Consider the following 24,869-nt stretch of genomic DNA (forward strand, 5'->3'; position numbering starts at 1 on the left):
GGGGGTTGCGAGCGGGGGTTGAAGCGGTTCAGGGCAGCAGGGAGACCAGGCCGGTGTCGAGGTCGAAGCGCGCCGCCGTCACCTGGGCCGACGTGAAGCTCGGGTCCGCGCGGATCGCGTCCCGCACCCAGACCGTGTTGGCCCGCATGGTGTGTTCGGCCCAGTCGCCGGGCAGCGCCCGGGTGCGGCGGGCGGCCGGGGCGATCTCGTCCACCAGCAGCTCCAGATGGCCGGGGACCGGGGCGCCCGTGCGCAGGTGGTCCAGCGTCGCCGCGACCGCCCCGCACCGCTCGTGGCCGAGCACCAGCACCAGTGGGATGCGCAGTTCCTCGACGCCGTACTGGATGGAGGCGAGCACCGCCTCGTCCAGCACCTGGCCGGCCGTCCTTATGCACAGCAGGTCGCCGAGCCCCTGGTCGAAGACCAGCTCCGGCGGTACGCGGGAGTCGATGCAGCCGACGACCACGGCGAACGGGTGCTGCACGGTCGCCAGGGTGTGCCGTCGCCGGAGCCCCTCGTCGGGGTGGCGGGAGTGGCCGGTGGCGTAGCGCCGGTTGCCGGCGAGCAGTTCGGCCAGGGCGGCGCGGGCGGTCGTCGGGTGGGGGCGGTCGTCGGGTTCGGCGGGGGCCGCCGGCGCGGGGGCGGCTGCCAGCGCGCCGACGGCGGCCGTGGCGGTCAGAAAGGCCCTGCGGTTCGAGGCCATGACGCTTCCTCTGGTGGTGTGCTTGTCACGCACCATCACCGTAAGCACCCGGAGAGTCACACTCCGTGCCCGTTTAACGACACTTGGCCGATTCCACGTCAGATCATCGCTCTTGCGATACCGCCCCTTGATCGAGAAGTTCGTCGAGAAGTTCTCCGAAGAAGTTCGTCGAGACGTTCTTGGCGAACTCCTTCGGGGAATTCCTCGAGGTGACCCGCCGTCACTTCGCCAGGCCGTGCTGCTTCGCGTACGCGTTCGCCACGTCCTCCGGGTCCTTCTTGTCCTTGTCCACCTGGCGGTTGAGCTCGGTGAGCTGGGCGGTGGTGAGGACGTTGCCGAGGCGGGCGAGCGCCTTGCGGACCGTGGAGTCGGCCTTGCGGTCGGCGATGAGGGGGACGACGTGCTGGCCCGGGATGAGGTTCTTCGGGTCGGTGAGGACCACCCAGTGGTTGGCCTGGATGTCGGTGTCGGTGGTGAACAGGTTCGCCACGTCCACGTCGCCCTTCTTGAGGGCGCCCTTGACCAACGGCCCCGAGGAGTCGAGGGACTTGAACTCCTTGAACTCCACGCCGTAGACGTCCTTGAGGCCGACCACGCCCACCTGACGCTTCTTCACCTCCGCGGAGGCGCCGATGACCAGCTTGCCGTTCTGCTTCTTCAGGTCGGCCAGCGAGGTCAGGCCGTACTTCTTCGCCGTCTCCTGAGTGACCACGAAGGCGTCCGAGTCCTCGGCCATGCCGTACGGCAGGACCTGGAGGCCGGCGGGGAGCGCGATCGCGAGGGCGTTCTGCATCGCGCCCTCCTCGGTCGCCGTCGCCTTGGGGTCCAGGTAGTGCAGGAGGGCGCCCTGGTACTCGGGGAGGAGGTCGATGTCGCCGCCCTTGAGGGCGGGGATGAGGATCTCGCGGGTGCCGAGGTTGGGGCGGACGGTCGTCTTCACGCCGGCCGCCTCCAGGACGGCGGCGTAGAGGTAGCCCAGCACCTGGTTCTCGGTGAAGTTGGCGGTGCCGATGGTGACTCCGCCCTTGCTGGAGCCGCCGCCACCGGAGGAGGAGCCCTGGCTGTCGAGGGACGTGATGCCGCTCGAGCACGCGGACAGGGCGGGGACGGAGGCGGCCGCGAACAGGCCGCCGATGAGGGTGCGTCGGTTCATGGTCTGTGTTCCCTAGGCGGTGCGGTGGCGGAAGAGGAAGCGCTGGAGGGTGCTGAGTCCGAGGTCGAGGACGACGGCGACCACGGCGACCAGCACCGCGCCGCCCAGCACCTGGACGAGGTCGCGCTGGGCGAGGCCGTCGAAGACGTAGCGGCCGAGGCCGCCGAAGGAGACGTACGCGGCGATCGTGGCGGTGGCGACGACCTGGATCAGCGCGAGGCGCAGGCCCGTCATGATCAGCGGGAGCGCGAGCGGCAACTCGACCTGGAACAGGACCTGGTGGCCGCGCATGCCCTGGCCGCGCGCCGCGTCCTTCACGTCCGGATCGACGGCGGTCATGCCGGCGTAGGTGTTGGTGACGATCGCCGGGACCGCGAGGGCGACCAGGGCCACGTACACCGGCAGCATCGACAGGCCGCCGGCCAGGAAGACCAGGACGACCAGGCCGACGGTCGGCAGGGCGCGGCCGAAGGACGAGAGGTTGATCGCGACGAAGGCGCCCTTGCCGGTGTGGCCGATGAGCAGGCCGAGGGGGAGGCCGATAGCGGCCGCGATGACGGTCGCGAGCAGCGAGTACTGGAGGTGCTCGGCGAGGCGGTGGGCGATGCCGTCGGAACCGGCCCAACTCGCGCCGCTGGTGAGCCACTTGCCGAGGTTCTTGAACAGTTCGTACATCTCAGGCTCGCCGCCTCTTCCACGGGGTCAGCACGTACTGGAGGGCCACCAGCAGCGCGTCCGCGACCACGGCGAGGAGGATCGTGAGGACCACGCCCACGATCACCGGGGTCGGGAAGTTGCGCTGGAAGCCGTCGGTGAAGAGCTGGCCGAGGCCGCCGTCGCCGATGTAGGTCGCGACCGAGACCAGCGAGATCGACATGACCGTCGCGATGCGGACGCCCGCCATGATCACGGGGAGCGCGAGGGGGAACTCCACGGTGAGGAGCGTGCGCAGGGGGCGCGTGCCCATCGCCTTGGCCGCCTCCTTGGTCTTCACGGGGACCGAGTCGAGGCCCTCGACCGTGTTCCGCAGCAGCACGACCAGGGTGTAGACCGTCAGGCCGATGACCGTGGTGGTGCGGGTCAGGCCGCTGATCGGCAGCAGGAGCACGAAGATCGCGATCGACGGGATCGTGAACAGGACGTTCGAGAGGCCGAGCAGGAAGCCGCGCAGCGGGCGGACCCGGTGCGCGACCACCGCGAGCGGCAGCGAGATCAGCAGGCCGAAGAACACGGCGGTCATGGCGGCCTGGAGGTGGGAGACCGTGAGGCTGGTGAGGTCGTCGGTGTGGTCGCCTATCCACGACCAGTCGATGGTCATGCGGCCACCTCGGTCTCCGTGTGGGTGCGCGCCTCGGTGTGGGCCCGGCCCGCGTGCTCGTGGATGTCCTCGCGGGAGGTGACGCCGGTGAGGACGCCGTCCGCGTCGACGCGGGCTATCAGGCCGGTGGGGGAGGCGACCGACTCGTTGAGCGCGGCCAGGAGGGAGTCCCCGTCCCGCAGCGGCCGTACGGGGAGTTCGGCGTCCTTGTCGGCCCAGTGCAGTGGCTTGCGCGCCTCGTCGAGGACGAGGGTCCAGGTGCCGCCCTCGGGGGCCGGGCCCTGCGGGACGGCCGCGAGGGTCCGCAGCGAGAGCAGCTTCAGGCCGCGCTCGGCGCCGAGGAAGTCGGCCACGAAGTCGTCGGCCGGACGGGCCAGCAGCTCGGCGGGCGGGGCGCACTGGACGAGGTGGCCGCCGGTGCGGAAGATCGCGATCTGGTCGCCCAGCCGGACCGCCTCGTCGACGTCGTGCGTGACGAAGACGATGGTCTTGCTCAACTCCTTCTGCAGGCGCAGCAGTTCGTCCTGGAGCTGGGTGCGCACCACCGGGTCGACCGCGCCGAACGGCTCGTCCATGAGGAGCACCGGCGGGTCGGCGGCCAGGGCGCGGGCCACGCCCACGCGCTGCTGCTGGCCGCCGGAGAGCTGGTGCGGGTAGCGCTTGCCGGCGTCGGCGGCGAGGCCGACGGTCTCCAGCAGCTCGGCGGCCCGGGTGCGGGCCTTCCTGCGCCCCCAGCCGAGCAGGATCGGCACGGTGGCGATGTTGTCCAGCACCGTGCGGTGCGGGAACAGGCCCGACTGCTGGATGACGTACCCGATGGAACGGCGCAGCTCGGCGGCGTCCTGCCGCGTGACGTCCTTGCCGCCGACCTGGATGGTTCCGGAGGTCGGCTCGATCATCCGGTTGATCATCCGCAGGGTGGTCGTCTTGCCGCAACCGGAGGATCCGACGAGGACGGTCACGCCTCCCTCCGGCATTTCCAGGGAGAGATCATGGACTGCTGTCGTGCCGTTGGGGAAGCGCTTGTGGACCGCATCGAACTGGATCATGAGTTGTCCCTTGCCCGGCTGTATAACGTCATGCAGAGTTCTTGGTAGCTGAATAGGTTGTCAACGGTTCCGTGTTAATCCGACGTAACTGATGACCGAAGAGCAAGATCGGATGTCCGGATTGAGGGGAGATTGGGGCCTTATGTCGTCTCGTATCGTGGACACGCCGCGAACTCCGTTTTCCGGGGGGACCGGTCTCGTCGTCCTCGACGGGGTCGGCCTCGGCGTCGCGGATGTCGTTCGCCTCGCCGACGGGTCCGCGCGGCCCGTCCCCGGCAGCGAGGCGATGCGGCGCGTGGAGGACTCCTGGGACGCCGCCCGCCGCATCGCCGCGACCGGACGCGTCTACGGCCGCTCCACCGGCGTCGGCGCCAACCGGAACGAGGACGTGCCCACCGAGGCGGCCGCCGAGCACGGGCTCAGGCTGCTGCGCAGCCATGCCGGCGCCATCGGCGACGAGCTGCCCGCGCGGGAGGTGCGGGCCATGGTCGCCGTCCGGGCCAACCAGCTCCTCGCGGGCGGCGCCGGGCTGCGGCCCACCGTCGTCACCGCGCTGTGCGAGGCGCTGGAGAGCGGCGCCCACCCCGTCGTGAACGAGTTCGGCTCGGTCGGCACCGGCGACATCGCGGCCCTCGCCCAGGCGGGACTCGCCCTCGCCGGTGAGCACCCCTGGCGGGGGCCGGGCGCGCCCAAGCCGCTGCAGCTCGACAACAACGACGCGCTGGCCTTCATCAGCAGCAACGCCCTCACCCTCGGCCAGTCCGCCCTCGCCCTGCACGAACTGCGCGGACTCGTGCAGGCCACCCAGGTCGTCGGCGCCCTCTCCCTGCTGGCCGTCGACGGCTCGTTCGAGGCGTACGCCGCCCCCGTGCACGCCGCCCGCCCGCACCGGGGCTCCAGCGAAGTCGCCCGCCGGATGCGGGAGTTGCTCGGCGCGGCCGACCGGCCCACCCCGCCACTCGGCCGGATCCAGGACCCGTACGGCTTCCGCTGTCTGCCCCAGATCCACGGACCCGCGCTGGACGCGGCGGACAACCTGGAGGAGGTCGTCGCGATCGAGATCAACGCGGCCGCCGAGAACCCGCTGATCTCACCCCAGGACATGGCCGCCTACCACCACGGCGGCTTCTACCAGGCCCAACTGGCCCTCGCCCTGGACCACTTCAGGCTGGCCCTCACCCAGGTGGCCCGGCTGTCGACCTCCCGGCTGTCCACCCTCAACGAGCCCTCCTTCACCCGCCTGCGGCCCTTCCTCGCCGACGACGTGCCCGCCTCCTCCGGCGTGATGATCCTCGAGTACGCCGCCGGGGCCGCCCTCGGCGACCTGCGGGCCTTCTCCGCTCCCGCGTCGCTCGGCCACGCTGTACTCTCCCGGGGCGTCGAGGAACAGGCCAGCTTCGCCTCGCTCGCCGCACGTCAGACGCTGCGCACCTGTCGGGCGTACCGTCTCGTCGTCGGCTGCGAACTCGTGGCCGCCGTACGGGCGTTGCGCCAGCGCGACCTGCGGCCCGACCCGGACCTGCCGGTGGGCCGCGCGCAGGAGCTCGCCGAGTCGGTGCTGGCCCAGGACCAGGCCGACCGGCCGCTCACGGACGACGTGACGGCGGCGGCCGCACTGCTGGACCGGTTCACGGACATCTGGAGGGGGAGCGAGTGATGGGTGCGGAGAGGGACATGAGTGTGGTGGACAGCCCTGCGGGGCGGCTGCAGGCGCTCTTCGAGGGGCACCGGCTGACGCCGACCCAGCGGCGCATCGCGCACAGCATGGTGCGGCGGGCCGCCGACGTCCCGTTCCTGTCCAGCGTCGAGCTGGCCGAGCTGGCCGGGGTCAGCCAGCCGTCCGTGACCCGCTTCGCCGTCGCCCTCGGCTTCGACGGCTACCCGGCCCTGCGCAAGCACCTGCGCGAGGTCGCACCGACGGAACAGGCCGCGGACGCGGGCTCGTACAACGAGTACCAGCAGGCCGTCGAGGCCGAGATCGAGAACCTCAAGCACCTCGCGGAGCTGCTGGCCGACCCGCGGCCCGTGCGGAAGGCCGGGCGGCTCCTCGCGGGCAGCAGGCCGCTGCCCGTCCTCGGACTGCGCGCCGCCGCCTCCCAGGCCTACGGCTTCGCCTACTTCGCCGCCAAGGTCCATCCGGACGTACGGCTGCTCCACGAGGGCGGCACGATGATCCAGGACCGTATCGAGGCCGCCGTGCGGGCCGGTGCGAGCGCCCTGCTGTGCTTCGCGCTGCCCCGGCATCCGCGCGAGGTCGTGGACACGCTGGCCTTCGCGAAGGAGGCCGGGCTCACGGTCGTGACCGTCGCCGACTCGGCCTTCGCACCGGTCGCCAAGGTGTCCGACCTGCTGCTGCCCGCCGCCGTCGGCACGGGCCTCGCCTTCGACACCGCCTGCGCGCCGATGCTGCTGGGCCGCGTCCTGCTGGAGGCGATGTGCGACGACCTGCCGGACGCACAGGCCCGCCTGGAGGAGTTCGACGCGCGGGCGGCGGTGCGGGGGCTGTTCGTGGAGTAGGCCCGAGCAGACCCGAGCAGGCCTGATTCCGCCGGAAGCGCTTTTTCAGATTCGTCTCACGTTGCCTCGCTAGCGTGCGTCTCGCGGACGCTGTACAGAAGTGAGACGGGAGGCTGAACGTGGCACGCGGAGATCGCGGAGCTCAAGGACTGGCCCGGGTGGCCGTCGTCGTACGGGCCGGAGCCGCACCCCTGTGGTGGGCCGGACTGTTCGCGGCGGGTGTCGGGGTGCTGGTGCCGGGGCTGACCGGACGGCGGATCGGTGTGATGGCCGGAGCCGTGCTGTTCATCGTCGCGGCGGCGGTCGTCTCGACCGTGCGCCGGGGGCGGTACGTGGACCTCGCCCGCTCGGCCGCCCGCGCGGGCAAGCACGACGTGCTCCAGGACCGCGCGGTGAGCGTGCACAACTGGCGCCGCGGGCACCGCTGGTGGCTGTTGCTCGCGTTCGTGGTGGCCTTGGGCAGCGCGTTCGCGGTGCCTGCCGCGGGCGGCATGCTGCTCGCCGGATGCGGCACCGGTCTGCGGCTGAAGGCCGCCTGGCTCGGGCGGCGCGAACGGGCCGAGGACGCCCTGCTGTGGGTGCGGGTCGACTGGCTCGCCGCGAACGGCGGCCGCCCCGTCGGCAAGACCGTCAGGGCGTACCGCAGCACGGGCATCGCGGCGGGCGACGCGGCCCCGGGCGGGGCACGCCGCCGCACCGCGGCGCTCGTCTAGCGGACGGACAGCTCATCCAGTGGGCGGACGGGCGGTCAGACCTCCAGATCCTCCTCGATCCTCTTCAGCTGATGGCGGGCCATCGCCAGGTTGGACCTCTTGGCGTCGAGCACCAGGTAGAGGAAGAGGCCGTTGCCGCCGCGGCCGCTGATCAGGCGGATCAGGTGGTACTGGTCGTTCAGCGTGATCAGGATGTCCTCGATCTGGCCCTTGAGCCCGAGGTGCTCCATGGTGCGCATCTTGGCGCGGACGACATCGGTGTTGCCGGCGGCGGCGACATTGAGGTCGAAGCCTTTGCTGCCGCCCATCGTGCCCAGCGCCATGCCGCTGGTGTAGTCGACCAGCGCGACGCCGGTGGAGCCCTCGATGGAAGCGAGTGCTTCTTTCAGTGCGGTTTCGGTATTGGCCATGACTGTGCTCCTCGGTCCTCTCAACTTTCCGTGGTGGTGCGCGCGTTGGTGTTCGTGGTGCGTGGTGCGCGCGGGGTTCTGGTCCGTGGGGTGGCCGTCTTCGCGGCCGGTTTGGCCTCGGGTTTGGCCTCCGGCCCGGCCGGCTTGGCTTCCTTGGCCGGCTTGGCCTGGTGCGCGGGTGCCCGGCGGCTGTCGCCGAGCTCGCTGATGCGGGCGGCAGCCCGGCGGCCCTCCAGGAGGAGCCGGCCGACGTTCACGCGGTCCTGGGCGAGCAGGGTCAGCACGGCCGCGCTGCCTGCCGCGTAGGTCGCCACGTAGCCGTACACACCGCGTACGAGCAGTTCGTGGAACTCGCCCTGCCCCGTCGCGTCCGCCAGCTTCACGGCTGCTCCGTGCGCGGTCGAGATGAGCGCGGCCATGCCGTCCGGGTCGACGCCGGGGGTGTCCTGCGCGAGGACGCGCCCGTCGACGCCGGTCGCGAGGGCGCCCGTGAGCTGGGGGACGCGGGCTCTCAGACGGCGCAGCTCGTCGAGGATGTGGGGGTCGGCAGCCATCCGGTGTCTCCTCTCAAAGGGCCTCCAGCGCATCCCTGAGCCTCTTCAGCAAGGTGATGTGGGGATCGGGCGGCAGCTGTTCGAGGCCTGTCGGCGGTGGTGGCCCGCCGCGGGCCGACTGCGGCTGTGCCGGCCTCCGCTGTGGCGATACGAACCCCGCCGCCGTCAGCCGGCGCACGTCCACCAGCGTGTGGAAGGCCAGGCGGCCCAGTTCGCGGGCGATGTCCGTGGCTGTGTGCGCGCCGTCGACCTGGTTCAGGACCGTCCGCTGGCGGCGGGTGAGAGCGGGGGCGGCCACGGGGGCCGCGCGGATCAGGGGCACCTCGTCCGCGGCCGGGTCCGGCCAGATGCGGTGGAGGAGCTCGCGGCGGCGCAGCGTCTCGCGCTCCAGGGCGGGCACCGGCACGGGGCGGACCGGGCCGAGCCGGGACTCGGTGCCGTAGCGGAAGCGGCCCGGGGTGCTGCTGGGGGCGAGGACGAAGTACGCGGCGTCGTACAGGGCCGTCAGGTGGCACAGCTCCAGTGCGCCGGGCGCGAGGTGACCGCCGTCGATCAGGTGGTGGCCGGGGCCGCGGCCGGTGCCCGCCGCCGTGAGCGCCCGCTGCCAGACCTCGGGGGCGAGCGCGCCGTGGGCCGTCAGGAGGGTGTCCAGGCCGGGTGCGGCCGGGCTCTCGGCGTGCACGACCAGGCCGTCGACGAGGTGGAGCGTGCCGCGCTCGCGGACCAGGACGCCGGTGGCGTGCTCGTCGGCGAGCCGGGTCAGCATCGGCGAGACACCGCTCCACGCGCGCTCACGGGCCGCCGCCTTGTCCCGTACGGGCAGGCTCGGGGGCTCGGTGGTCCGGACCGTCGTCATGCCAGCACCAGCCGTTCGGCCATCTCGCCCAGCCGGATGCGGGCCAGCGCGAGGTTGCCCTCCGCGCGGGCCAGCCACAGGTGGAGGAAGACGCTGCCGTCGAAGGAGGCCCCCACGAACCGCAGCACGTGATAGCTGTCCCGGTTGCTGACGATCAGGTCCTCGACCGGTGGATCCGCGTCGGCGGCCGCGCCGGCCGCGCCGCCTTCGATGGCATCGTCGGGCGCGAACGCGTGCTGTTCGGCGGCCAGTCGGGCGATCTCGGCGGCCTCCACCGCCGCTGTCTCCTGGTCGCCGCCGGGGGACTCCCCGACGGTGCCCAGGGCCAGCCCGCTCGTCCAGTCGATCAGAGCGGCGCCCCGGGCACCGGGCAGGCGCATCGCTTCCAGCAGACACTCGTCGATTCCGGGCACCGTGGCTCCCCTCCCACCTGCGGTTCGGCTGAGTGACGCCGAAACTACGCAACGTGTGCGCGAGGGGTGAGGGATCTGGCATTTTCCGGTGGAACATGCGACGGGCTACTAAGGTGGGTCAACTTGCCTTGATTTCGGATCAGTTGACCACCAGATCCGCCGGGGTGCGTCAACGGCGGTCGGGAGCGCGGAGGGTGGTGAGCGAGCGGGCGTGCGCCCCTCCCGACTCGGCCACGATCTCGTCGAGGCTCTGCGGCTCCCGGACCGTCGCGAAGGCGACGCCCCCGGTGCCGTCCGGAGCGAAGCCGTAGATTCCGGGCCGGGCAAGGGAGTTGTACGCGTAGTGGTGCGCGAAGTAGTACGCGCCCGTGTCCAGCGCCGCCGCGTAGTCCCCCTGCTCCAGCAGCGGCAGCGCGCGCCCCTCGGCCAGCAGGTCGCCCGCGAAGCAGGCCGGCCCGGCCACGTCCTGCACGATGCGGGACCCCTCCTTGGGGCGCCCCTTGCCGTCGTACGCGGCGATCCGCAGCGGCCAGGAGCCCGGCACGTACACCGTTCGTGTCGCCACCTGTACGCCCGCGTGCGTGACGGCGATCGGGCGCCCGCCCGCGCTCTTGGCGTACTCCACCCGGGCCACCACCGTCCCGTGCTTGGCCAGCAGTGACCGCCCGAACTCGGTGACCAGCCCGTACCGCCCGTCGAACAGCCCCGGCACCGCCTCGCTCAGCAGCCGCGCGTACTGCGCGTACGTCGGTGTCGTCTCGTCCGAGCCGAAGTTCACCGGCAGCCCGCCGCCGATGTCGAGCGTGTCGATCTGCCGGCGCCCGATCCGCCGGTTGACCTCCTCGGCGAGCGCGTACGTCTCGGCCACGCCCTGCGCCATGAGCGAGAGGGGCATGCCCTGGGACCCGGTGTGCGCGTGCAGCCGCGTCAGCCACGGGCGCTCGGCGTACGCCCGTACGACCCACTCCCGCGCCCCCTCGTCCCGCAGCGCCACCCCGAACTTCGAGGTCGCCGTGGCGGTCGAGGTCGCCCCGATGGAACCCCCGCCGACCTGCGGATTCACCCGGATCCCTAGCGGGGAGCGGCTGGTCGCCGACCGCATCAAAGCGTCGATGCGGTCCAGCTCCTGCGGGTTGTCCGCGTTGACGGCGATCCCCAGCGCCAGCGCCTCGCGCAGCTCGGCCGGTGTCTTCGCGGGCGAGTCCAGGACCGTGCGGTTCGGCGGCACCCCCGCCGCCCGCGCCAGCGCCAGCTCGCCCGGGCTCGCCACCTCCGCGCCGATCCCCTCGGCGCGCAGCAGCCGCAGCACCGGCACCAGGGGCGTCGCCTTCACCGCGAAGGCGTGCAGCACCGGTGTGCCGGGCGCGACGACCGCGTCGAACGCCGCCCGCAGCTCGGTGGCCGTCTCCCGGATGCCGGTGACGTCGAGCAGGCCCACGATGGGGATGCCGGGCCCCAGCAGTCCCTGCTCCACGGCGGCCTGCACCGCCTCGTCACGCAGGGCCGCCCGTTCGCCGCCGACCCCGTCCCTGTGCATACCGTCCACAACATCCCCCGTTCGTCGCTGTCCGTGCCTGTCCGTGCCTGTACGTCCAGCCAAACATCTGCGGATGGCTCACGCTGGCCCACGAATGTATTGACTAGTTCTATTCAGGAAGTCAGGATGTGAATAACGGCAGCAACAATCCGCTAGGAGGCAGACCATGTCAGGACCCCGCCCCGTACGAGCGCCGCGCGGTACGGAACTGAGCGCCCTGGGATGGCAGCAGGAGGCCGCTCTGCGGATGCTGCAGAACAACCTCGACCCGGAGGTCGCCGAGCACCCCGACAAGCTCGTCGTCTACGGCGGCACGGGCAAGGCGGCCCGCGACTGGCGCTCCTTCGACGCGATGGTGCGCACCCTGCAGGGCCTGAAGCAGGACGAGACCATGCTGGTCCAGTCCGGCCGCCCGGTCGGCGTGATGCAGACCCACGAGTGGGCCCCGCGCGTCCTGATCGCCAACTCCAACCTCGTCGGCGACTGGGCCAACTGGGAGGAGTTCCGCCGCCTGGAGGCCCTCGGCCTGACCATGTACGGGCAGATGACCGCCGGTTCCTGGATCTACATCGGCACCCAGGGCATCCTCCAGGGCACCTACGAGACCTTCTCCGCCGTCGCCGCGAAGAAGTTCAACGGCACCCTCGCCGGGACGATCACCCTCACCGCCGGCCTCGGCGGCATGGGCGGCGCCCAGCCGCTCGCCGTGACGATGAACGACGGCGTCGCCATCTGCATCGACTGCGACCCGCGCGCCATCGAGCGCCGCATCGAGCACCGGTACCTGGACGTGAAGGCCGACAGCCTGGAGCACGCCCTCCAGCTCGCGGTCGAGGCCCGCGACGCCCGCCGCCCGCTCTCCATCGGTCTGCTGGGCAACGCCGCCGAGCTGCTCCCGCGCATGCTCGCCGAGGGCGCCCCCATCGACATCGTCACCGACCAGACCTCGGCCCACGACCCGCTGGCGTACCTGCCGCTGGGCGTCGACTTCGACGACATGGCGTCCGCCGCGGACAAGGACCCGGCCGGCTTCACCACGCGGGCCCGTGAGTCCATGGCCAAGCACGTCGAGGCGATGGTCGGCTTCATGGACGCCGGCGCGGAGGTCTTCGACTACGGCAACTCGATCCGTGGCGAGGCCCAACTCGCCGGGTACGAGCGGGCGTTCGCCTTCCCGGGCTTCGTCCCCGCCTACATCCGCCCGCTGTTCTGCGAGGGCAAGGGCCCCTTCCGCTGGGCCGCCCTGTCGGGTGAGGCGTCCGACATCGCCAAGACCGACAAGGCGATCCTGGACCTCTTCCCGGAGAACGAGTCCCTCGCCCGCTGGATCAAGATGGCGGGGGAGCGGGTCCACTTCCAGGGCCTGCCCGCCCGTATCTGCTGGCTCGGCTACGGCGAGCGGGACAAGGCCGGCGAGCGCTTCAACGACATGGTGGCCTCCGGCGAACTGGCGGCCCCGCTCGCCATCGGCCGCGACCACCTCGACTGCGGTTCCGTGGCGTCCCCGTACCGCGAGACCGAGGCCATGCTCGACGGCTCCGACGCGATCGCCGACTGGCCGCTGCTGAACGCCATGGTCAACGTGGCCTCGGGTGCGTCCTGGGTCTCCATCCACCATGGCGGTGGCGTGGGCATGGGGCGGTCGATCCACGCGGGCCAGGTCTCCGTCGCCGACGGCACCAAGCTCGCCGGAGAGAAGATCCGCCGGGTGCTCACCAACGACCCCGGCATGGGCGTCATCCGGCACGTGGACGCGGGCTACGACATCGCGGAGTCGGTTGCCGACGAGCGGGGTGTGCGGGTTCCGATGCGCGAGGGTGGCGACGCGTGACCCTTCCGGGACATGAGCGGGGCGGCAACCGTCCGGTGAGGGCCGAGGCCCCGTCGCCGGGCGCGGGTCCGGCTGTGCCCACCCTCCCCCACTCTCCACTTCGTTCGAGCGGGGGGACCCCCATCGCCATGCAGAACGACTGCCCACAGCCTGGGGCGGCTGCGGCTACCGGCGGGTCACAGGGTGTCTCGGTTGGTGGCTCCTTCCACTCCATGTGGCGCGAGCTGCGGCCCATCGGGCGGCACCCCGACTCCCGTGGGTACCGGCGGTTCGCCTGGACCGGGGCCGACACCGAGTGCCGGGCCTGGTTCAAGGAGCAGGCCGAGGCTCGGGGGCTGGTCCATGAGGTCGACCGGAACGGGAACCAGTGGGCCTGGCTCGGGGATCCGGACGCCCAGGACGCCGTCGTCACGGGGTCGCATCTGGACTCCGTGCCCGACGGGGGTGCCTTCGACGGGCCCCTTGGGGTCGTGTCCTCCTTCGCCGCCCTTGATGAACTGCGCGGCAGGGGAGTGCAGTTCACCAAGCCCCTCGCCATCGTCAACTTCGGCGACGAGGAGGGCGCCCGGTTCGGGCTGGCCTGTGTCGGGTCGCGGCTCACCGCCGGGCAGCTCACCGTCGAGCAGGCGCACCGCCTGACCGACGGGGACGGGATCAGCCTTCCGCGGGCCATGGAGGCTGCCGGGTACGACCCCGACGGCATCGGCGCGGACCCCGAACGGCTGGCCCGCGTCGGCGCCTTCGTCGAGCTGCACGTCGAGCAGGGGCGGGCGCTGGACCTGTCCGGCGACCGCGTCGGCATCGCCAGTGCCATCTGGCCGCACGGCCGCTGGCGGTTCGACTTCCGGGGCGAGGCCAACCACGCCGGCACGACCCGTCTCGTCGACCGGCGCGACCCCATGCTGTCGTACGCCGAGACCGTGCTCGCCGCCCGGCGGGAGGCCGAACTCGCCGGTGCCGTCGCTACCTTCGGCAAGATCGCCGTCGAGCCGAACGGCGTCAACGCGATCCCCTCCCTGGTCCGCGGCTGGCTCGACTCACGGGCGGAGGACCAGGAGCGCCTCGACCGCGTGGTCGGCGGCGTCGAGAAGGCCGCCCGGGAGTATGCGGCGGCCCACGGCATCGACCTCGACGTCGTCCGCGAGTCCTTCACGCCCGTCGTCGAGTTCGACCACGCCCTGCGGGACGAACTGGCCCGCATCCTGGGCAAGGACACGGAGCTGAACGTTCCCGTCCTGGGTACCGGTGCCGGACACGACGCCGGGATCCTCTCCGGGAGCATCCCGACCGCCATGCTGTTCGTGCGCAACCCCACGGGTGTCTCGCACTCCCCGGCGGAGTTCGCCGCCGAGGACGACTGCGTGGCCGGGGTCCTCGCACTCGCCGACGTACTGGAAGGGCTGGCCTGCACGTGACGCACTCCCGCACGCGGACGTACTGGCTCGAGCACGCCTGGCTCGACACCCACGTCGAGCCGGGCGTCGCCGTCGAGGTCGCGGACGGCCGCATCACCGCCGTCCGCACGGACACCGACACCCCGCCCCCCGGCGCCGAGATCCTGCGCGGACTGACGCTCCCGGGCCTGGCCAACGCCCACTCGCACGCCTTCCACCGCGCCCTGCGCGGCACCGTCCAGGTCGGCTCCGGCACCTTCTGGACCTGGCGCGAGGTCATGTACTCGTTCGCCGACAAGCTGACCCCCCAGACGTACCACGCGCTCGCCCGCGCGGTGTACGCCGAGATGGCCCTCGCGGGCGTCACCTCCGTCGGCGAGTTCCACTACGTCCACCACGCACCCGGCGGCACCCCCTACGCCGACCCCAACGCGATGGGCGAGGCCCTCATCGCGGCCGCCGCCGACGCCGGCATCCGCATCACCCTCCTCGACACCGCCTACCTCTCCTCCGCCATCCTGAACAAGCACCTTGGTGAGGCCCCCAACACCCACCAGCTGCGCTTCTCCGACGGGAGCGCGGAGGCCTGGGCCGAACGCTGTTCAGTTCTCAAGGAACGGGATCACGCGCGGATCGGGTCGGCGATCCACTCCGTACGGGCCGTGCCCGCGGGCCAGTTGGCGACCGTGGCGCGGTGGGCCGAGGAGCGGCGGGCCCCGCTGCATGTGCACCTGTCCGAGCAGACCGCCGAGAACGACGCCTGCCAGGCCGCCCACGGGTGCACGCCGACCCGGCTCCTCGCCGACCACGGCGTCCTCGGGCCCCGCACCACCGGCGTCCACAACACGCACCTCACGGACGAGGACATCGCGCTCATCGGCGGCTCAGGCACCGGCACCTGCATGTGCCCGACGACCGAACGCGACCTCGCCGACGGCATCGGACCCGCCGTCGCCCTGCAGAAGGCGGGCTCCCCGCTCTCCCTGGGCTCCGACAGCCACGCCGTCATCGACCTGCTCGAAGAGGCACGCGCGATGGAGCTGAACGAGCGCCTGCGCACCCGCACCCGCGGCCACTGGACCGCCGCCGCCCTGCTGCGCGCCGCATCCGCCGACGGTCACGCGGCCCTCGGCTGGGACGAGGCGGGCACGATCGAACCGGGTGCCCTCGCCGACCTCACGACGATCGCGCTCGACTCGGTCAGGACAGCGGGCCCGCTGCCCAGGCTCGGCGCCGAGACCGCCGTATTCGCCGCGACGGCAGCGGACGTACGGCACACGATCGTGGGTGGGCGGCACGTCGTACGCGACGGGGCGCACGCGCTCGTACCGGATGTGCCGCAGGCCCTCGCCGCGGCCGTCGAAGCCCTGCGTTCATAAAGACCCCGGAACCCGCCGACCCCGCCGCCCCACGCCCCCGCGAGGACACGATGAGCAGCAGCACCGTCATCACCAACATCGCCACGCTGGTCACCAACGACCCCTCCCTCGGATGGGGGTCCCCCCGCTCGAGCAAATTCGAGAGTGGGGGAGGCTCCCCCCTCGGACTGATCCAGGACGCGGCGCTCGTCATCGACGGCGACCGCATCGCGTGGACCGGTGAATCAAGCAAAGCACCCGCCACTGACAACCGGGTCGACGCCGGTGGCCGGGCGGTCATCCCGGGCTTCGTCGACTCGCACTCCCACCTGGTCTTCGCGGGCGACCGGACCCAGGAGTTCAACGCCCGTATGTCCGGGCGGTCGTACACCGCGGGCGGCATCCGCACCACCGTCGCCGCCACCCGCGCCGCGTCCGACGAGGACCTCGAGCGCAACCTCACGCGCTACCTCGCCGAGGCCCTCCGCCAGGGCACCACCACCTTCGAGACCAAGTCCGGCTACGGCCTCACCACCGAAGACGAATCCCGCGCCCTGCGCATCGCCGCCGCGCACACCGACGAGGTCACCTACCTCGGCGCCCACATCGTGTCGCCCGACTACGCCGACGACCCGGCCGGCTACGTCGCCCTCGTCACCGGCGAGATGCTCGACGCCTGTGCGCCGTACGCCCGTTGGATCGACGTCTTCTGCGAGAAGGGCGCCTTCGACGGCGACCAGGCCCGCGCGATCCTCACCGCGGGCAAGGCCAAGGGCCTGCACCCGCGCATCCACGCCAACCAGCTCTCCTACGGCCCCGGCGTCCAGTTGGCGGTCGAGCTCGACGCGGCCAGCGCCGACCACTGCACCCACCTCACCGACGCGGACGTGGAAGCCCTCGCGAACGGCAACACGGTCGCCACCCTGCTGCCCGGCGCCGAGTTCTCCACCCGCGCCGAATGGCCGGACGCCCGCCGCCTCCTCGACGCCGGTGTCACGGTCGCCCTCTCCACCGACTGCAACCCGGGCTCGTCCTTCACCTCGTCCGTCCCCTTCTGTATCGCGCTCGCGGTGCGGGACATGGGGATGACCCCGGACGAGGCGGTGTGGTCGGCGACGGCGGGCGGGGCCCGGGCCCTGCGCCGGGAGGACATCGGCCGCCTCAGCCCCGGCGCGTACGCCGACCTCGTCACCCTCGACGCCCCGAGCCACGTCCACCTGGCCTACCGTCCGGGCGTGCCGCTGGTCACCGGCGTGTGGCGCCGAGGCGTACAAGAGGTCTGAGACGGACGACAGGTCTGAGACGGACGACAGGTCTGAGGCGCACAAGAGGCCTGGTCAGGAAGCCTGAGCAGATTCCAGATTCCAGATTCCTGATCAGGAAGTCCGCTCAGGAGGCACCGGCCCGCCACCGCTGCATCCCACCCCCGCTCAGCGGCCGCAGCGACACCCTGTCGCCGTCGAACGGGGTCAGCGCGGTCTCGATGGCGATCGCCGGGCGGATCACGCCGTCGGTGTCCACGGTGAAGCTCAGGTTCTGGCCGTGGTCGCCGTCGACCGAGCCGCAGTCCCAGATGCCCACGCCCTTGTCCACGTCGCCGCGGCTGTCCAGGCAGAAGTCCGGGTCGGCGGAGGACTGCACCACCCCGCGCGCGGAGTCGACGCGCCAGCGCTGGGTGCGGGACGAGGAGCAGGGCGCCGTCACGACGTCCGTGCCGTTCTCCAGGTCGCCGTCGCGGATGTCCAGGCAGAAGCCCGTGCCGACGTTCACGACCTGGGCATACGTGCCGTTCGGGGCGTGGGTCGGGGCGTGGGAGGGGCTCGGGGACTTCGAGGCCGGCTTGGAGGGGGAGGAACTCTTCGTCGGGGACGGCGACTTGGCGGTCGCCGAGGGGGACGGGCTGGTCGAGACCGTCGCCGTGACCGTCACCTCCGGCGCGGTCGTCGGCGTACCGACCGCGCCCGCCGCCTGCTGGGACGCCGAGGACGGTGAACCGCCGCCCTGCGCCAGCAGGAAGACCAGCAGCGGGGCGAGGGCCACGCCCAGCGCGACCGTGGCGATCAGGAAGCGCCGGGACGGCGGCCAACCCGTGGTGTCCACAAGGGGCTTGGGGCGGCGGGGTGCCTCGCTCGTGACGTAGGCGGTGCCCGCCCACGGAAGCAGGCCCTCGGTGAGCGCCGTGCGCGGGGAGTCGCGCAGGGCCGACAGTTCCTCGTGGGCCGCGGTGCAGTGCGTGCAGTGCGCCATGTGGGAATACAGGTCGGTGCTGTTCCTGGGGCTGTCCGGCCGTACCGACTCCTCGATCAGCCGGCGGAAGTCGCCGCACTGCGGATCGTCCGAGGCGGCGAGGCGGGTGCGCAGACAGGCCTGGCCGAGCTGCTGGAGTGCCGAGTCCGTCCCGTAGGCCACGTCCTCGGGGGTGACGCCGAGGAACTCCGCCGTCGCGGCGACGGGTTGCTGCTCCACGATCCGGTACCAGACGAGGCCCTGCGTACGGGACGGGAGCGTCTGGAACGCGGCCAGCATGGGCGGTACGGGGCCGCCGGGGCCCGCCGTGTTGAGCACCAGCAGCAGCCCGGCGTCGAGGCCGCCGGCCCGCTCGTCCGTGGCCCAGGAGGCGGCCAACCTCCCGGTCAGCAGCAGGAGTTGGAGCCGCCAGGGCACCCCGGGGTCGATACCCCGGGCCGTTTCCCGGGCCGCCAGCGTGAACGCCTGCGCCGCCAGCTGCCCGGCCGCCGCCTCACCCGCGGTGCACAGGCGGGCGTACGCGAGCACCGCCGGGCGGTGGCGTGCGCGCAGCTCCTGCAGGCCCTGGAACGCGCTCGCTGTGTCGGAGCGCAGCAGCTCGGTCAGCCGCGCGTCGGACACGCTCGTACTGTCGGACCCGCCCGCACTGGCACCGCTCCCGGTCTCGACGCCTTTGTCGGTCCCGTCGGCCCGAGCCATGAACCCGCCTCCTTGCACCCAACAAACCCGCCGGCGCCTTCACGTACCGGCGGGTATGGGGGCCCATAGTGGTGGACGGGAACCTCTGGGGAAAGGGTTTCTGTGGGTAACCCTTGAGGAAACCGGGGAAACCTACTCCTCGACAGTCAGCCCCTTGCGCAGTCGCACCAGCGTCCGCGACAGCAGCCGTGACACGTGCATCTGCGAGATCCCCAGCTCGTCGCCTATCTCCGACTGGGTCATGCCGGCGACGAAGCGCAGGGAGAGGATCTTCCGGTCCCGGGACGGGAGTTCGGCGATCAGCGGCTTCAACGACTCGACGTACTCGATGCCTTCGAGCCCGTGGTCCTCGTACCCGATCCGGTCCGCGAGCGCGCCCTCGGCGTCGTCCTCCTCGGGCTGGGCGTCCAGCGAGGAGGCGGTGTACGCGTTCGACGCCGCCATGCCCTCGACGACCTCGTCCTTGGTGAGGTCGAGGCGCTCCGCGAGCTCCGCCACGGTCGGCGCCCGGTCCAGCTTCTGGGCCAGCTCGTCACCGGCCTTGGCCAGGTCGAGCCGGAGCTCCTGCAGCCTGCGCGGTACGCGCACGGACCACGAGGTGTCGCGGAAGAAGCGCTTGATCTCACCGACGATGGTCGGCATCGCGAAGGTGGGGAACTCGACGCCCCGGGCGAGCTCGAACCGGTCGATCGCCTTGATCAGGCCGATCGTGCCGACCTGGATGATGTCCTCCATCGGCTCGCTGCGGGAGCGGAAGCGGGAGGCGGCGAACTTGACCAGGGCGAGGTTGAGTTCGACGAGAGTGTTACGGACGTAGGAGTACTCGTGCGTGCCTTCCTCGAGGGACTCCAGCCGTTCGAAGAGTGTCTTGGACAGCGCACGCGCGTCCACCGGTCCCACTTCGTCGAACGGAGGGATCTCAGGAAGTCCTGCGAGCCCGGCAAGCGCGTCTGGGTCGCTGCTCTCGATGCTCTCGATGGGATCCAGATGTTCCGGAGGGGGTGTCGACGTCGCCTCCTGGGTATGCGATGCGTCGAGCCGGGGTGACATGATGTCCTCCATCGTTCTCGGCATATGGCTGCCGAAGCCATTGGGTGCACTGCGGTGTGCGGCGCCTCCAAAGCCGGCCGTGTCGGTTACGTATCTCTACTAGCCCTACCCGCTTTCCCGCGCCCACCGCAAGTGTGTTCTGTTGGGATATGTCCGTTTACTGGCGGTTGTTCGGGTGTCGGAGAGTGTGAGGAAGGCGTAGTGTTCGAGGGCGTGAGTCAGCAGCCACGACGTCGGGAGAAAGACGGCATGGACCGCGGGACGGTCGGCAGCGCACAGTCTGGCCGGCTACTGGTGGAGGTCAGGGAAGAGGGCTCCAGCGCCGTCGTGACGCCGGTGGGTGAGTTGGATCACCACACCGCCGATCTGTTGCGTGAGCCACTCGACGAATGCCTCGCCAAAGGATTCAACCGGCTGGTCGTGGACTGCTCACGGCTGGAGTTCTGCGACTCCACCGGACTCAATGTGCTGCTCGGCGCGCGCCTCAAGGCGGAGGCCGCGGGGGGCGGGGTGCACCTCGCGGGGATGCAGCCCGTGGTGGCGCGCGTCTTCGAGATCACCGGGGCGGATGCGGTCTTCACCGTCCATGACACGCTCGACGCGGCCCTGGCCGACGAGACCGGCTGAGCCGGCCGCCGAATCGAGCCTGTGTGCAGCCCCAGTCCCCCCTGTGTGACCGGCACTTTCCGGGCGTCCCGGGTTCCGTGCCGAATAAGGGGGTGTTCTGCCGGTTCGGTCGGGCAGGAGACATCCTGAACAAGTCGGCAGCACAGCGACGGATCCACCGTCTGTCTACGTACTGACTCTTGAATCGTGAACTGGTGAATCGGTGAGGTGAAGCGCTGATGAGCACCACCCGGCCTTACTCGCCGGGCGACCGCGGCCCGGAGCCCAGTGGCGCTTCCGGGGCGTCCGAGGGTGACGCGGCCCCGTCGTCGGCCGCGTCCTCGTCGTCCGGGGGCGGTGGCCAGGTCCGCAGGCTGAACTTCGACGGCGAGAGCGGCGTCGTGCCCCTCGCGCGCGACTTCGCTCGCCAGGCGTTGTACGCCTGGGGCTGGCTGCCCGCCGCCACGGCCGACCAGCGGGCCGCCGCCGAGGACGTGCTGCTCGTCGTCTCCGAGCTGGTCACCAACGCCTGTCTGCACGCCGAGGGCCCGGACGAGCTGTGGATCTCCTGCGACAACAAGGTGATCCGCGTCGAGGTCTCCGACCGCGGCACCGGCCAGCCGTCCCCCCGCACCCCGCACCGCGCGGGCCGCCCCGGCGGTCACGGCATGTTCATCGTGCAGCGGCTGTGCCTGGACTGGGGTGTCGTACGGACGCCGGGGCAGACGGGCAAGACCGTGTGGGCGGAGCTCGGCGCACCGGCGTAATTCGCTTTGCCGGCCGGGTGCGGCTGTCTCTCGTCGTCCGCAACGCGCTGACGGAGACAAGTAGCCCCGGGTTTCCGCGAGCCGAGAGAGCCGCCACCTGCTGTGAAGGCGGCCTCGCGGTCCCGGTGCGAATCCACTCCCGAGTGCGGGGAGGAAATGCCCCGCCGGCCGGCCCCCGTCATCGGGCCGGAACGAGACCGTCGTACGGCCCCGCACATGTCGTACGGCGGTGAAGGCGTGGTGGCACCGCGAGCACCCTCTCGCCCACGCCCCGAGGGACCACCCCGGGGCGGTGTGTGCCGCTCCGGACGACCGGACGGAGCGCGCATCATGCTCGACGTCACCCTCATCCGACAGCAGCCCGACCAGGTCCGCCTCTTCCAGTTCACGCGCCCCGAGGACTCGGAGGCCGCCCAGCTCGAACTGCTCGCCCGTGCGGAGGAGTTGGTCGCCGGCCTCGGCCTGCACCACCGGATCACCAAGCTGGCGGCCGAGGACACCAGCCCCGCCCAGGCCAAGACGTACGACGTGGAGGTCTGGCTGCCCAGCCTCGGCGGCTACACCGAGGTCAGCTCGGTGTCGAACGCCCGCGCCTACCAGGCCCGGCGCGGCGGCATCCTCCCCACTCTCGGCTTCGCTCGAGCGGGGGGACCCCCATCGCCCGACGGGCGGCGGCAAGTCGGCGTACGTGCACACCCTCAACGCCTCGGGCCTCGCCACCAGCCGCCTGCTGCCCGCGATCCGGGAGCAGCACCAGCGGGCCGACGGCACGGTGGCCGTGCCGGAGGTGCTGCGGCGGTGGGGCGTGCCCGACGTCCTGCGGCCGAGCTAGCTCGGGTTACCCAGGGTCACCCGGGGGCCACTCCCTCCACTCGAACCCCCTTGCGTGCGCGCCGGATCCCCACAACTCCGGCGCGCACCGTCTCTTCCCTCCTCAAGACCCCGGGCGTACCTTGACGGCCAAATCTGATGTGCCGTCAGGAACCAGAAGCAGCAACTCGATGCAGGAACTCGATGCGGAAACTCGCGTCGGGAACTCGAAGAGGGAGCGGAACCGTGTCGTACCGGAAACGAACCGCCGCGCTCGCGTCCGCCGCGGCCCTGGCCGGCTCGGCGGTGCTGCTCGCCGCCCCCGCAGCCGAGGCCACGGTCGTCGACGTCAACTACCAGTGCAAGACGCCGATCGGGAACAAGAGCGCCGTCTCGCCCATCGACATCAAGGGCGTCAAGAGCGGCAGCGGCTACAAGCTCACCATGTCCTGGCAGAAGGGCGTCTCGTCCAGCCCGGTCGAGCTGGGCAAGGGCGCGATGAAGCCGAGCGCCACCATCAAGCTGGGCGGCGCCGACAGCGGCACCGTGGCCGTCTCCGGGCCCGCCAACCAGGCCGCCATTCCGGCCAACACCCCCATCAAGATCAATGACTTGACGGGCACGTACACGCCGAAGAAGACCGGCAAGGTCACCTTCACGCCGGGCATCCTCACCATCAAGGCGCTCGGCACGACCACCACGTGCACGCCCTCCAACAGTCCCGGGCCCGCGCTGACCCTCGACGTGACGGCCGCGAGCGGCGGCTCCTCCGGCGGGACCAGCCAGAGCGGCAGCGAGTCGGGCTCCTCGCTCCCGCAGACCGGCCCCGCCGACTCCGCGATCGCCCTCGGCACCCTCGGCGGCACGGTGCTGCTCGCCGGAGCGGCGGGCGCGCTGTGGATCACGCGGCGGAACCAGACGGTCCGCCGCTGATGGGCAACTCGTAGCGCTGGAGCCGCCGATGCCGTCCACCGCCCGCGTCCTGTTCGTCTCCGTCCTGCCCTTTCTGGCCTTCCTGCTCCTGACGGCCGCCGCACCGGCCGCGTCGGCCGCCGGCGGCTGGTCGCTCGCGCCCTCCGGCGGGGGACGGACCTCCTTCTACGCCGAGGGCGCGCCCGGGGCGGTCCTGCAGGACACGGTGTCCGTGATCAACCGGAGCGGGCGGGCGGTCACGGTACGGCTGAGCGGCACCGGCGTCCCGGTCGCCTTCGCCGACAGCCGGGTCCGGGTGCCCGCGCGCACCCGCGCCGACGTCCCCTTCACGGTGAGCGCACGCGACGACCGTGCGGGCTCGGTCGTCGCCCGCGACCAGGACGGCCACAGGGCGGCGGTCCCGGTCCGTCTGCGGGTGGGCGGACCGGCACTGTCCGCACTGACCGTCGAGCACGTGGCCGTGCGCGGCGACCGCATCACGTACGACCTGGTCAACCGCGGTACCACGGCCCTCGTACCGAGCCTCGCCGTGCACGCCGACGGCGTCTTCGGCCCGGTCCTCGACCGAGCCTCGCGCACTCTGCCCGTCCGCCTCCCGCCCGGCCACCGCGTCACGCTCACCGAGCCCTGGCCCGACCGCCCCGCCCTGGACTCGGTCGACGTCCGGCTGACCGTGACGGCGGCGGGCGGCGCACACGACTCGGCCGGGGCGTCCGCACGGTTCGTGCCGTGGGGTGCGGTGACGGGGGTCGTGGGTGCGGCGGCAGGGGCCGCGATGCTTCTCGTACGTCGTCGCAGGCGCCGTACGACCGACGGCGAGGTGCTCGAACCCCCGCGTACGGAAGTCGAGTTGACGGGAGCGGTGACGTGAACGGCAAGGTGCGGATCCCGGCGTTGCTGGCGGTGCTCGCGCTGCTTCTGCTGCCGCTGACGACGGGCACGGCGACGGCGGACGGGCCGACCGTGAATCTCTCCAAGTCCCAGGCCGGGACCGGTGGTTCGATCACCGTCAGTGGCAGCGGCTGGCGGTCGCACGCGCTGCTGATGATGCTGATCTGCGGGCAGTCCGTGCCCTCGCGGGGCGTGATCGGCGGCACCAACTCCTGTGCCAACGCGGACGGAAGGGCCGTCACCACCGACGCCAAGGGTGCCTTCAGCAAGAAACTGCCGGTCTCCGAGCCGCCGGTGCCGTGCCCGTGCGTGGTGCACGTGGCGACCGTCGAGGGCGCGAAGGCGCAGGCCGACGCGATCTTCCAGGTGGCCGGGCACGCGGTCGAACCGCTGCCCGCAGAAGCGTCCGGCGGACGGCTCTCGGTCCTCACCGACACCCGGCTCGACGGGTCGAGCGGACTGCTCACCTGGTTCGGGGCGCCGCCCTCGCGCACCCTGGTCTTCACCGTCGGCAACGTAGGCACCGGCGCGATCAAGAACCCGGTCTTCCAGGTCGGCACCTCCCACGGCGTGTTCGCCCCGCAGTGGGAGGACCAGCAGTGGCGCGGCACCATCGGCCCCGGCAAGAAGGCGCAGATCAAGCTCCCCGTCGAGCTCACGGCGGGCGCGCACGGCGACTACACCGTCTCCTTCAAGTACGGCGGGAAGGTCCTCGCCGAGCAGCCCTGGGGCGTGGGCCGCCCGTGGGGCGTGACCCTGTTCTGGATCCTGGTCTGCCTGGTCGTGCCCGCCGCGCTGTTCCGCGCCGGGATGGCCGTCGTGGACCGGGTACGGCCGCGGCGCGCCGGCGGCCTGCGGCACCGCGGGCTGGGCATGCCCGAACTCGCCCTGCACCTGCCGAAGTTCAGCACCCGGGCGGAAGAAGCGCCCGCCTCCACCACGACCCTGCCGTGGTTCACCCCGGACTCCGATCCGGGCACGGCCGATCGGCTCTCCGCACCGCACGACGACAGCCCGACGAGTCCTACGACTCCCACCAGAAAGGGACCCACGTGAGCGA

At 71.8% G+C, this 24,869-nt stretch carries 25 protein-coding genes; 13 read left to right on the forward strand and 12 right to left on the reverse strand.

Features of this window, described 5'->3' with window-relative positions:
• Positions 1–28 precede the first annotated feature (28 nt).
• From OG303_RS29310 to OG303_RS29330, 5 genes are all read right to left on the reverse strand, one after another.
• The gene (locus OG303_RS29310; RefSeq protein ID WP_405872071.1) at positions 29–703 is read right to left on the reverse strand and encodes a carbonic anhydrase; all 675 of its coding nucleotides are present in this window, start codon (positions 701–703) and stop codon (positions 29–31) included.
• Positions 704–923: 220 nt separating this feature from the next.
• Positions 924–1,856, reverse strand: coding sequence for an ABC transporter substrate-binding protein (locus tag OG303_RS29315; RefSeq protein ID WP_405872073.1), 933 nt, complete (start codon positions 1,854–1,856; stop codon positions 924–926).
• A 12-nt stretch (positions 1,857–1,868) separates the two neighbouring features.
• Positions 1,869–2,531, reverse strand: coding sequence for an ABC transporter permease (locus OG303_RS29320; RefSeq protein WP_405872074.1), 663 nt, complete (start codon positions 2,529–2,531; stop codon positions 1,869–1,871).
• A gap of 1 nt (position 2,532) precedes the next feature.
• Positions 2,533–3,174 (reverse strand): ABC transporter permease, encoded by a 642-nt coding sequence (locus tag OG303_RS29325; RefSeq protein WP_405872075.1) that lies wholly within the window; start codon positions 3,172–3,174, stop codon positions 2,533–2,535.
• Entirely contained in the window at positions 3,171–4,223 is a 1,053-nt protein-coding gene (locus OG303_RS29330) for an ABC transporter ATP-binding protein (RefSeq protein ID WP_405872076.1), read from the reverse strand. The genes OG303_RS29325 and OG303_RS29330 overlap by 4 nt, the downstream gene beginning before the upstream one ends.
• Before the next feature lie 142 nt (positions 4,224–4,365).
• Between OG303_RS29330 and OG303_RS29335 the strand changes: the two genes are divergently transcribed.
• The 3 genes from OG303_RS29335 to OG303_RS29345 all read left to right on the forward strand — a co-directional run bounded on the left by OG303_RS29335 (position 4,366) and on the right by OG303_RS29345 (position 7,453).
• On the forward strand, positions 4,366–5,880 hold the full coding sequence (locus OG303_RS29335) for an aromatic amino acid ammonia-lyase (RefSeq protein WP_405872077.1): 1,515 nt from the start codon (positions 4,366–4,368) through the stop codon (positions 5,878–5,880).
• The gene (locus OG303_RS29340) at positions 5,880–6,740 is read left to right on the forward strand and encodes a MurR/RpiR family transcriptional regulator (RefSeq protein ID WP_405872078.1); all 861 of its coding nucleotides are present in this window, start codon (positions 5,880–5,882) and stop codon (positions 6,738–6,740) included. The genes OG303_RS29335 and OG303_RS29340 overlap by 1 nt, the downstream gene beginning before the upstream one ends.
• Before the next feature lie 119 nt (positions 6,741–6,859).
• A complete protein-coding gene (locus OG303_RS29345) occupies positions 6,860–7,453 on the forward strand; it encodes a hypothetical protein (protein WP_405872079.1) in 594 nt (197 codons plus the stop codon).
• A 35-nt stretch (positions 7,454–7,488) separates the two neighbouring features.
• Here OG303_RS29345 and OG303_RS29350 read toward each other — a convergent pair whose 3' ends face one another.
• The 5 genes from OG303_RS29350 to OG303_RS29370 form a co-directional block, all read right to left on the reverse strand.
• A complete protein-coding gene (locus tag OG303_RS29350) occupies positions 7,489–7,863 on the reverse strand; it encodes a hypothetical protein (protein WP_405872081.1) in 375 nt (124 codons plus the stop codon).
• Between the two features lie 20 nt (positions 7,864–7,883).
• Entirely contained in the window at positions 7,884–8,417 is a 534-nt protein-coding gene (locus OG303_RS29355) for a roadblock/LC7 domain-containing protein (RefSeq protein WP_405872082.1), read from the reverse strand.
• A gap of 13 nt (positions 8,418–8,430) precedes the next feature.
• A complete protein-coding gene (locus tag OG303_RS29360; RefSeq protein WP_405872084.1) occupies positions 8,431–9,273 on the reverse strand; it encodes a transcriptional regulator in 843 nt (280 codons plus the stop codon).
• A complete protein-coding gene (locus tag OG303_RS29365) occupies positions 9,270–9,686 on the reverse strand; it encodes a hypothetical protein (RefSeq protein ID WP_405872085.1) in 417 nt (138 codons plus the stop codon). Before OG303_RS29365 ends, OG303_RS29360 begins: the two co-directional genes overlap by 4 nt.
• A gap of 169 nt (positions 9,687–9,855) precedes the next feature.
• Positions 9,856–11,223 carry a diaminopimelate decarboxylase gene (locus tag OG303_RS29370; RefSeq protein WP_405872087.1) on the reverse strand — a complete coding sequence of 456 codons (1,368 nt, stop codon included), beginning with the start codon at positions 11,221–11,223 and terminating at the stop codon, positions 9,856–9,858.
• 166 nt (positions 11,224–11,389) lie between these two features.
• On the opposite strand from OG303_RS29370, the gene hutU reads away from it, so the two are divergent.
• The 4 genes from hutU (at position 11,390) to hutI (ending at position 17,089) form a co-directional block, all read left to right on the forward strand.
• Positions 11,390–13,054 carry a urocanate hydratase gene (gene hutU / locus OG303_RS29375; RefSeq protein WP_405872088.1) on the forward strand — a complete coding sequence of 555 codons (1,665 nt, stop codon included), beginning with the start codon at positions 11,390–11,392 and terminating at the stop codon, positions 13,052–13,054.
• 212 nt (positions 13,055–13,266) lie between these two features.
• On the forward strand, positions 13,267–14,469 hold the full coding sequence (locus tag OG303_RS29380) for an allantoate amidohydrolase (protein ID WP_405872090.1): 1,203 nt from the start codon (positions 13,267–13,269) through the stop codon (positions 14,467–14,469).
• Positions 14,466–15,827: a formimidoylglutamate deiminase gene (locus OG303_RS29385; protein WP_405872092.1), complete on the forward strand. Its 1,362-nt coding sequence runs from the start codon at positions 14,466–14,468 to the stop codon at positions 15,825–15,827. Before OG303_RS29380 ends, OG303_RS29385 begins: the two co-directional genes overlap by 4 nt.
• A gap of 50 nt (positions 15,828–15,877) precedes the next feature.
• Positions 15,878–17,089 (forward strand): imidazolonepropionase, encoded by a 1,212-nt coding sequence (gene hutI / locus OG303_RS29390; RefSeq protein WP_405872093.1) that lies wholly within the window; start codon positions 15,878–15,880, stop codon positions 17,087–17,089.
• A gap of 106 nt (positions 17,090–17,195) precedes the next feature.
• On the opposite strand, the gene OG303_RS29395 is transcribed toward hutI, so the two are convergent.
• Together OG303_RS29395 and OG303_RS29400 are read right to left on the reverse strand one after the other, a co-directional pair.
• Positions 17,196–18,752 carry a ricin-type beta-trefoil lectin domain protein gene (locus OG303_RS29395; protein ID WP_405872094.1) on the reverse strand — a complete coding sequence of 519 codons (1,557 nt, stop codon included), beginning with the start codon at positions 18,750–18,752 and terminating at the stop codon, positions 17,196–17,198.
• A gap of 132 nt (positions 18,753–18,884) precedes the next feature.
• The gene (locus OG303_RS29400; RefSeq protein ID WP_405872095.1) at positions 18,885–19,802 is read right to left on the reverse strand and encodes an RNA polymerase sigma factor SigF; all 918 of its coding nucleotides are present in this window, start codon (positions 19,800–19,802) and stop codon (positions 18,885–18,887) included.
• Positions 19,803–20,051: 249 nt separating this feature from the next.
• On the opposite strand from OG303_RS29400, the gene OG303_RS29405 reads away from it, so the two are divergent.
• The 6 genes from OG303_RS29405 to OG303_RS29430 all read left to right on the forward strand — a co-directional run bounded on the left by OG303_RS29405 (position 20,052) and on the right by OG303_RS29430 (position 24,865).
• Positions 20,052–20,429, forward strand: coding sequence for an STAS domain-containing protein (locus OG303_RS29405; RefSeq protein WP_405877544.1), 378 nt, complete (start codon positions 20,052–20,054; stop codon positions 20,427–20,429).
• Positions 20,430–20,647: 218 nt separating this feature from the next.
• Positions 20,648–21,175, forward strand: a complete 528-nt coding sequence (locus OG303_RS29410; RefSeq protein WP_405872096.1) for an ATP-binding protein — start codon at positions 20,648–20,650, stop codon at positions 21,173–21,175.
• A 330-nt stretch (positions 21,176–21,505) separates the two neighbouring features.
• Entirely contained in the window at positions 21,506–22,132 is a 627-nt protein-coding gene (locus OG303_RS29415) for a hypothetical protein (RefSeq protein WP_405872097.1), read from the forward strand.
• Positions 22,133–22,231: 99 nt separating this feature from the next.
• Positions 22,232–22,918, forward strand: coding sequence for an LPXTG cell wall anchor domain-containing protein (locus OG303_RS29420; RefSeq protein ID WP_405872098.1), 687 nt, complete (start codon positions 22,232–22,234; stop codon positions 22,916–22,918).
• 28 nt (positions 22,919–22,946) lie between these two features.
• Positions 22,947–23,789: a hypothetical protein gene (locus OG303_RS29425; protein ID WP_405872100.1), complete on the forward strand. Its 843-nt coding sequence runs from the start codon at positions 22,947–22,949 to the stop codon at positions 23,787–23,789.
• Positions 23,786–24,865 (forward strand): hypothetical protein, encoded by a 1,080-nt coding sequence (locus OG303_RS29430; RefSeq protein ID WP_405872101.1) that lies wholly within the window; start codon positions 23,786–23,788, stop codon positions 24,863–24,865. The genes OG303_RS29425 and OG303_RS29430 overlap by 4 nt, the downstream gene beginning before the upstream one ends.
• Positions 24,866–24,869: the final 4 nt, after the last annotated feature.

Source organism: Streptomyces sp. NBC_00005 (assembly GCF_045160215.1).
Classification (GTDB): Bacteria; Actinomycetota; Actinomycetes; order Streptomycetales; family Streptomycetaceae; genus Streptomyces.

What these genes read in the sequence shown, in the direction of transcription:
- OG303_RS29310 (WP_405872071.1), bottom strand. Translation starts at nt 703, where the DNA reads ATGGCCTCGAACCGCAGGGCCTTTCTGACCGCCACGGCCGCCGTCGGC.
- OG303_RS29315 (WP_405872073.1), bottom strand. Translation starts at nt 1,856, where the DNA reads ATGAACCGACGCACCCTCATCGGCGGCCTGTTCGCGGCCGCCTCCGTC.
- OG303_RS29320 (WP_405872074.1), bottom strand. Translation starts at nt 2,531, where the DNA reads ATGTACGAACTGTTCAAGAACCTCGGCAAGTGGCTCACCAGCGGCGCG.
- OG303_RS29325 (WP_405872075.1), bottom strand. Translation starts at nt 3,174, where the DNA reads ATGACCATCGACTGGTCGTGGATAGGCGACCACACCGACGACCTCACC.
- OG303_RS29330 (WP_405872076.1), bottom strand. Translation starts at nt 4,223, where the DNA reads ATGATCCAGTTCGATGCGGTCCACAAGCGCTTCCCCAACGGCACGACA.
- OG303_RS29335 (WP_405872077.1), top strand. Translation starts at nt 4,366, where the DNA reads ATGTCGTCTCGTATCGTGGACACGCCGCGAACTCCGTTTTCCGGGGGG.
- OG303_RS29340 (WP_405872078.1), top strand. Translation starts at nt 5,880, where the DNA reads ATGGGTGCGGAGAGGGACATGAGTGTGGTGGACAGCCCTGCGGGGCGG.
- OG303_RS29350 (WP_405872081.1), bottom strand. Translation starts at nt 7,863, where the DNA reads ATGGCCAATACCGAAACCGCACTGAAAGAAGCACTCGCTTCCATCGAG.
- OG303_RS29355 (WP_405872082.1), bottom strand. Translation starts at nt 8,417, where the DNA reads ATGGCTGCCGACCCCCACATCCTCGACGAGCTGCGCCGTCTGAGAGCC.
- OG303_RS29360 (WP_405872084.1), bottom strand. Translation starts at nt 9,273, where the DNA reads ATGACGACGGTCCGGACCACCGAGCCCCCGAGCCTGCCCGTACGGGAC.
- OG303_RS29370 (WP_405872087.1), bottom strand. Translation starts at nt 11,223, where the DNA reads ATGCACAGGGACGGGGTCGGCGGCGAACGGGCGGCCCTGCGTGACGAG.
- hutU (WP_405872088.1), top strand. Translation starts at nt 11,390, where the DNA reads ATGTCAGGACCCCGCCCCGTACGAGCGCCGCGCGGTACGGAACTGAGC.
- OG303_RS29380 (WP_405872090.1), top strand. Translation starts at nt 13,267, where the DNA reads ATGTGGCGCGAGCTGCGGCCCATCGGGCGGCACCCCGACTCCCGTGGG.
- hutI (WP_405872093.1), top strand. Translation starts at nt 15,878, where the DNA reads ATGAGCAGCAGCACCGTCATCACCAACATCGCCACGCTGGTCACCAAC.
- OG303_RS29395 (WP_405872094.1), bottom strand. Translation starts at nt 18,752, where the DNA reads ATGGCTCGGGCCGACGGGACCGACAAAGGCGTCGAGACCGGGAGCGGT.
- OG303_RS29400 (WP_405872095.1), bottom strand. Translation starts at nt 19,802, where the DNA reads ATGTCACCCCGGCTCGACGCATCGCATACCCAGGAGGCGACGTCGACA.
- OG303_RS29405 (WP_405877544.1), top strand. Translation starts at nt 20,052, where the DNA reads ATGGACCGCGGGACGGTCGGCAGCGCACAGTCTGGCCGGCTACTGGTG.
- OG303_RS29410 (WP_405872096.1), top strand. Translation starts at nt 20,648, where the DNA reads ATGAGCACCACCCGGCCTTACTCGCCGGGCGACCGCGGCCCGGAGCCC.
- OG303_RS29415 (WP_405872097.1), top strand. Translation starts at nt 21,506, where the DNA reads ATGCTCGACGTCACCCTCATCCGACAGCAGCCCGACCAGGTCCGCCTC.
- OG303_RS29425 (WP_405872100.1), top strand. Translation starts at nt 22,947, where the DNA reads ATGCCGTCCACCGCCCGCGTCCTGTTCGTCTCCGTCCTGCCCTTTCTG.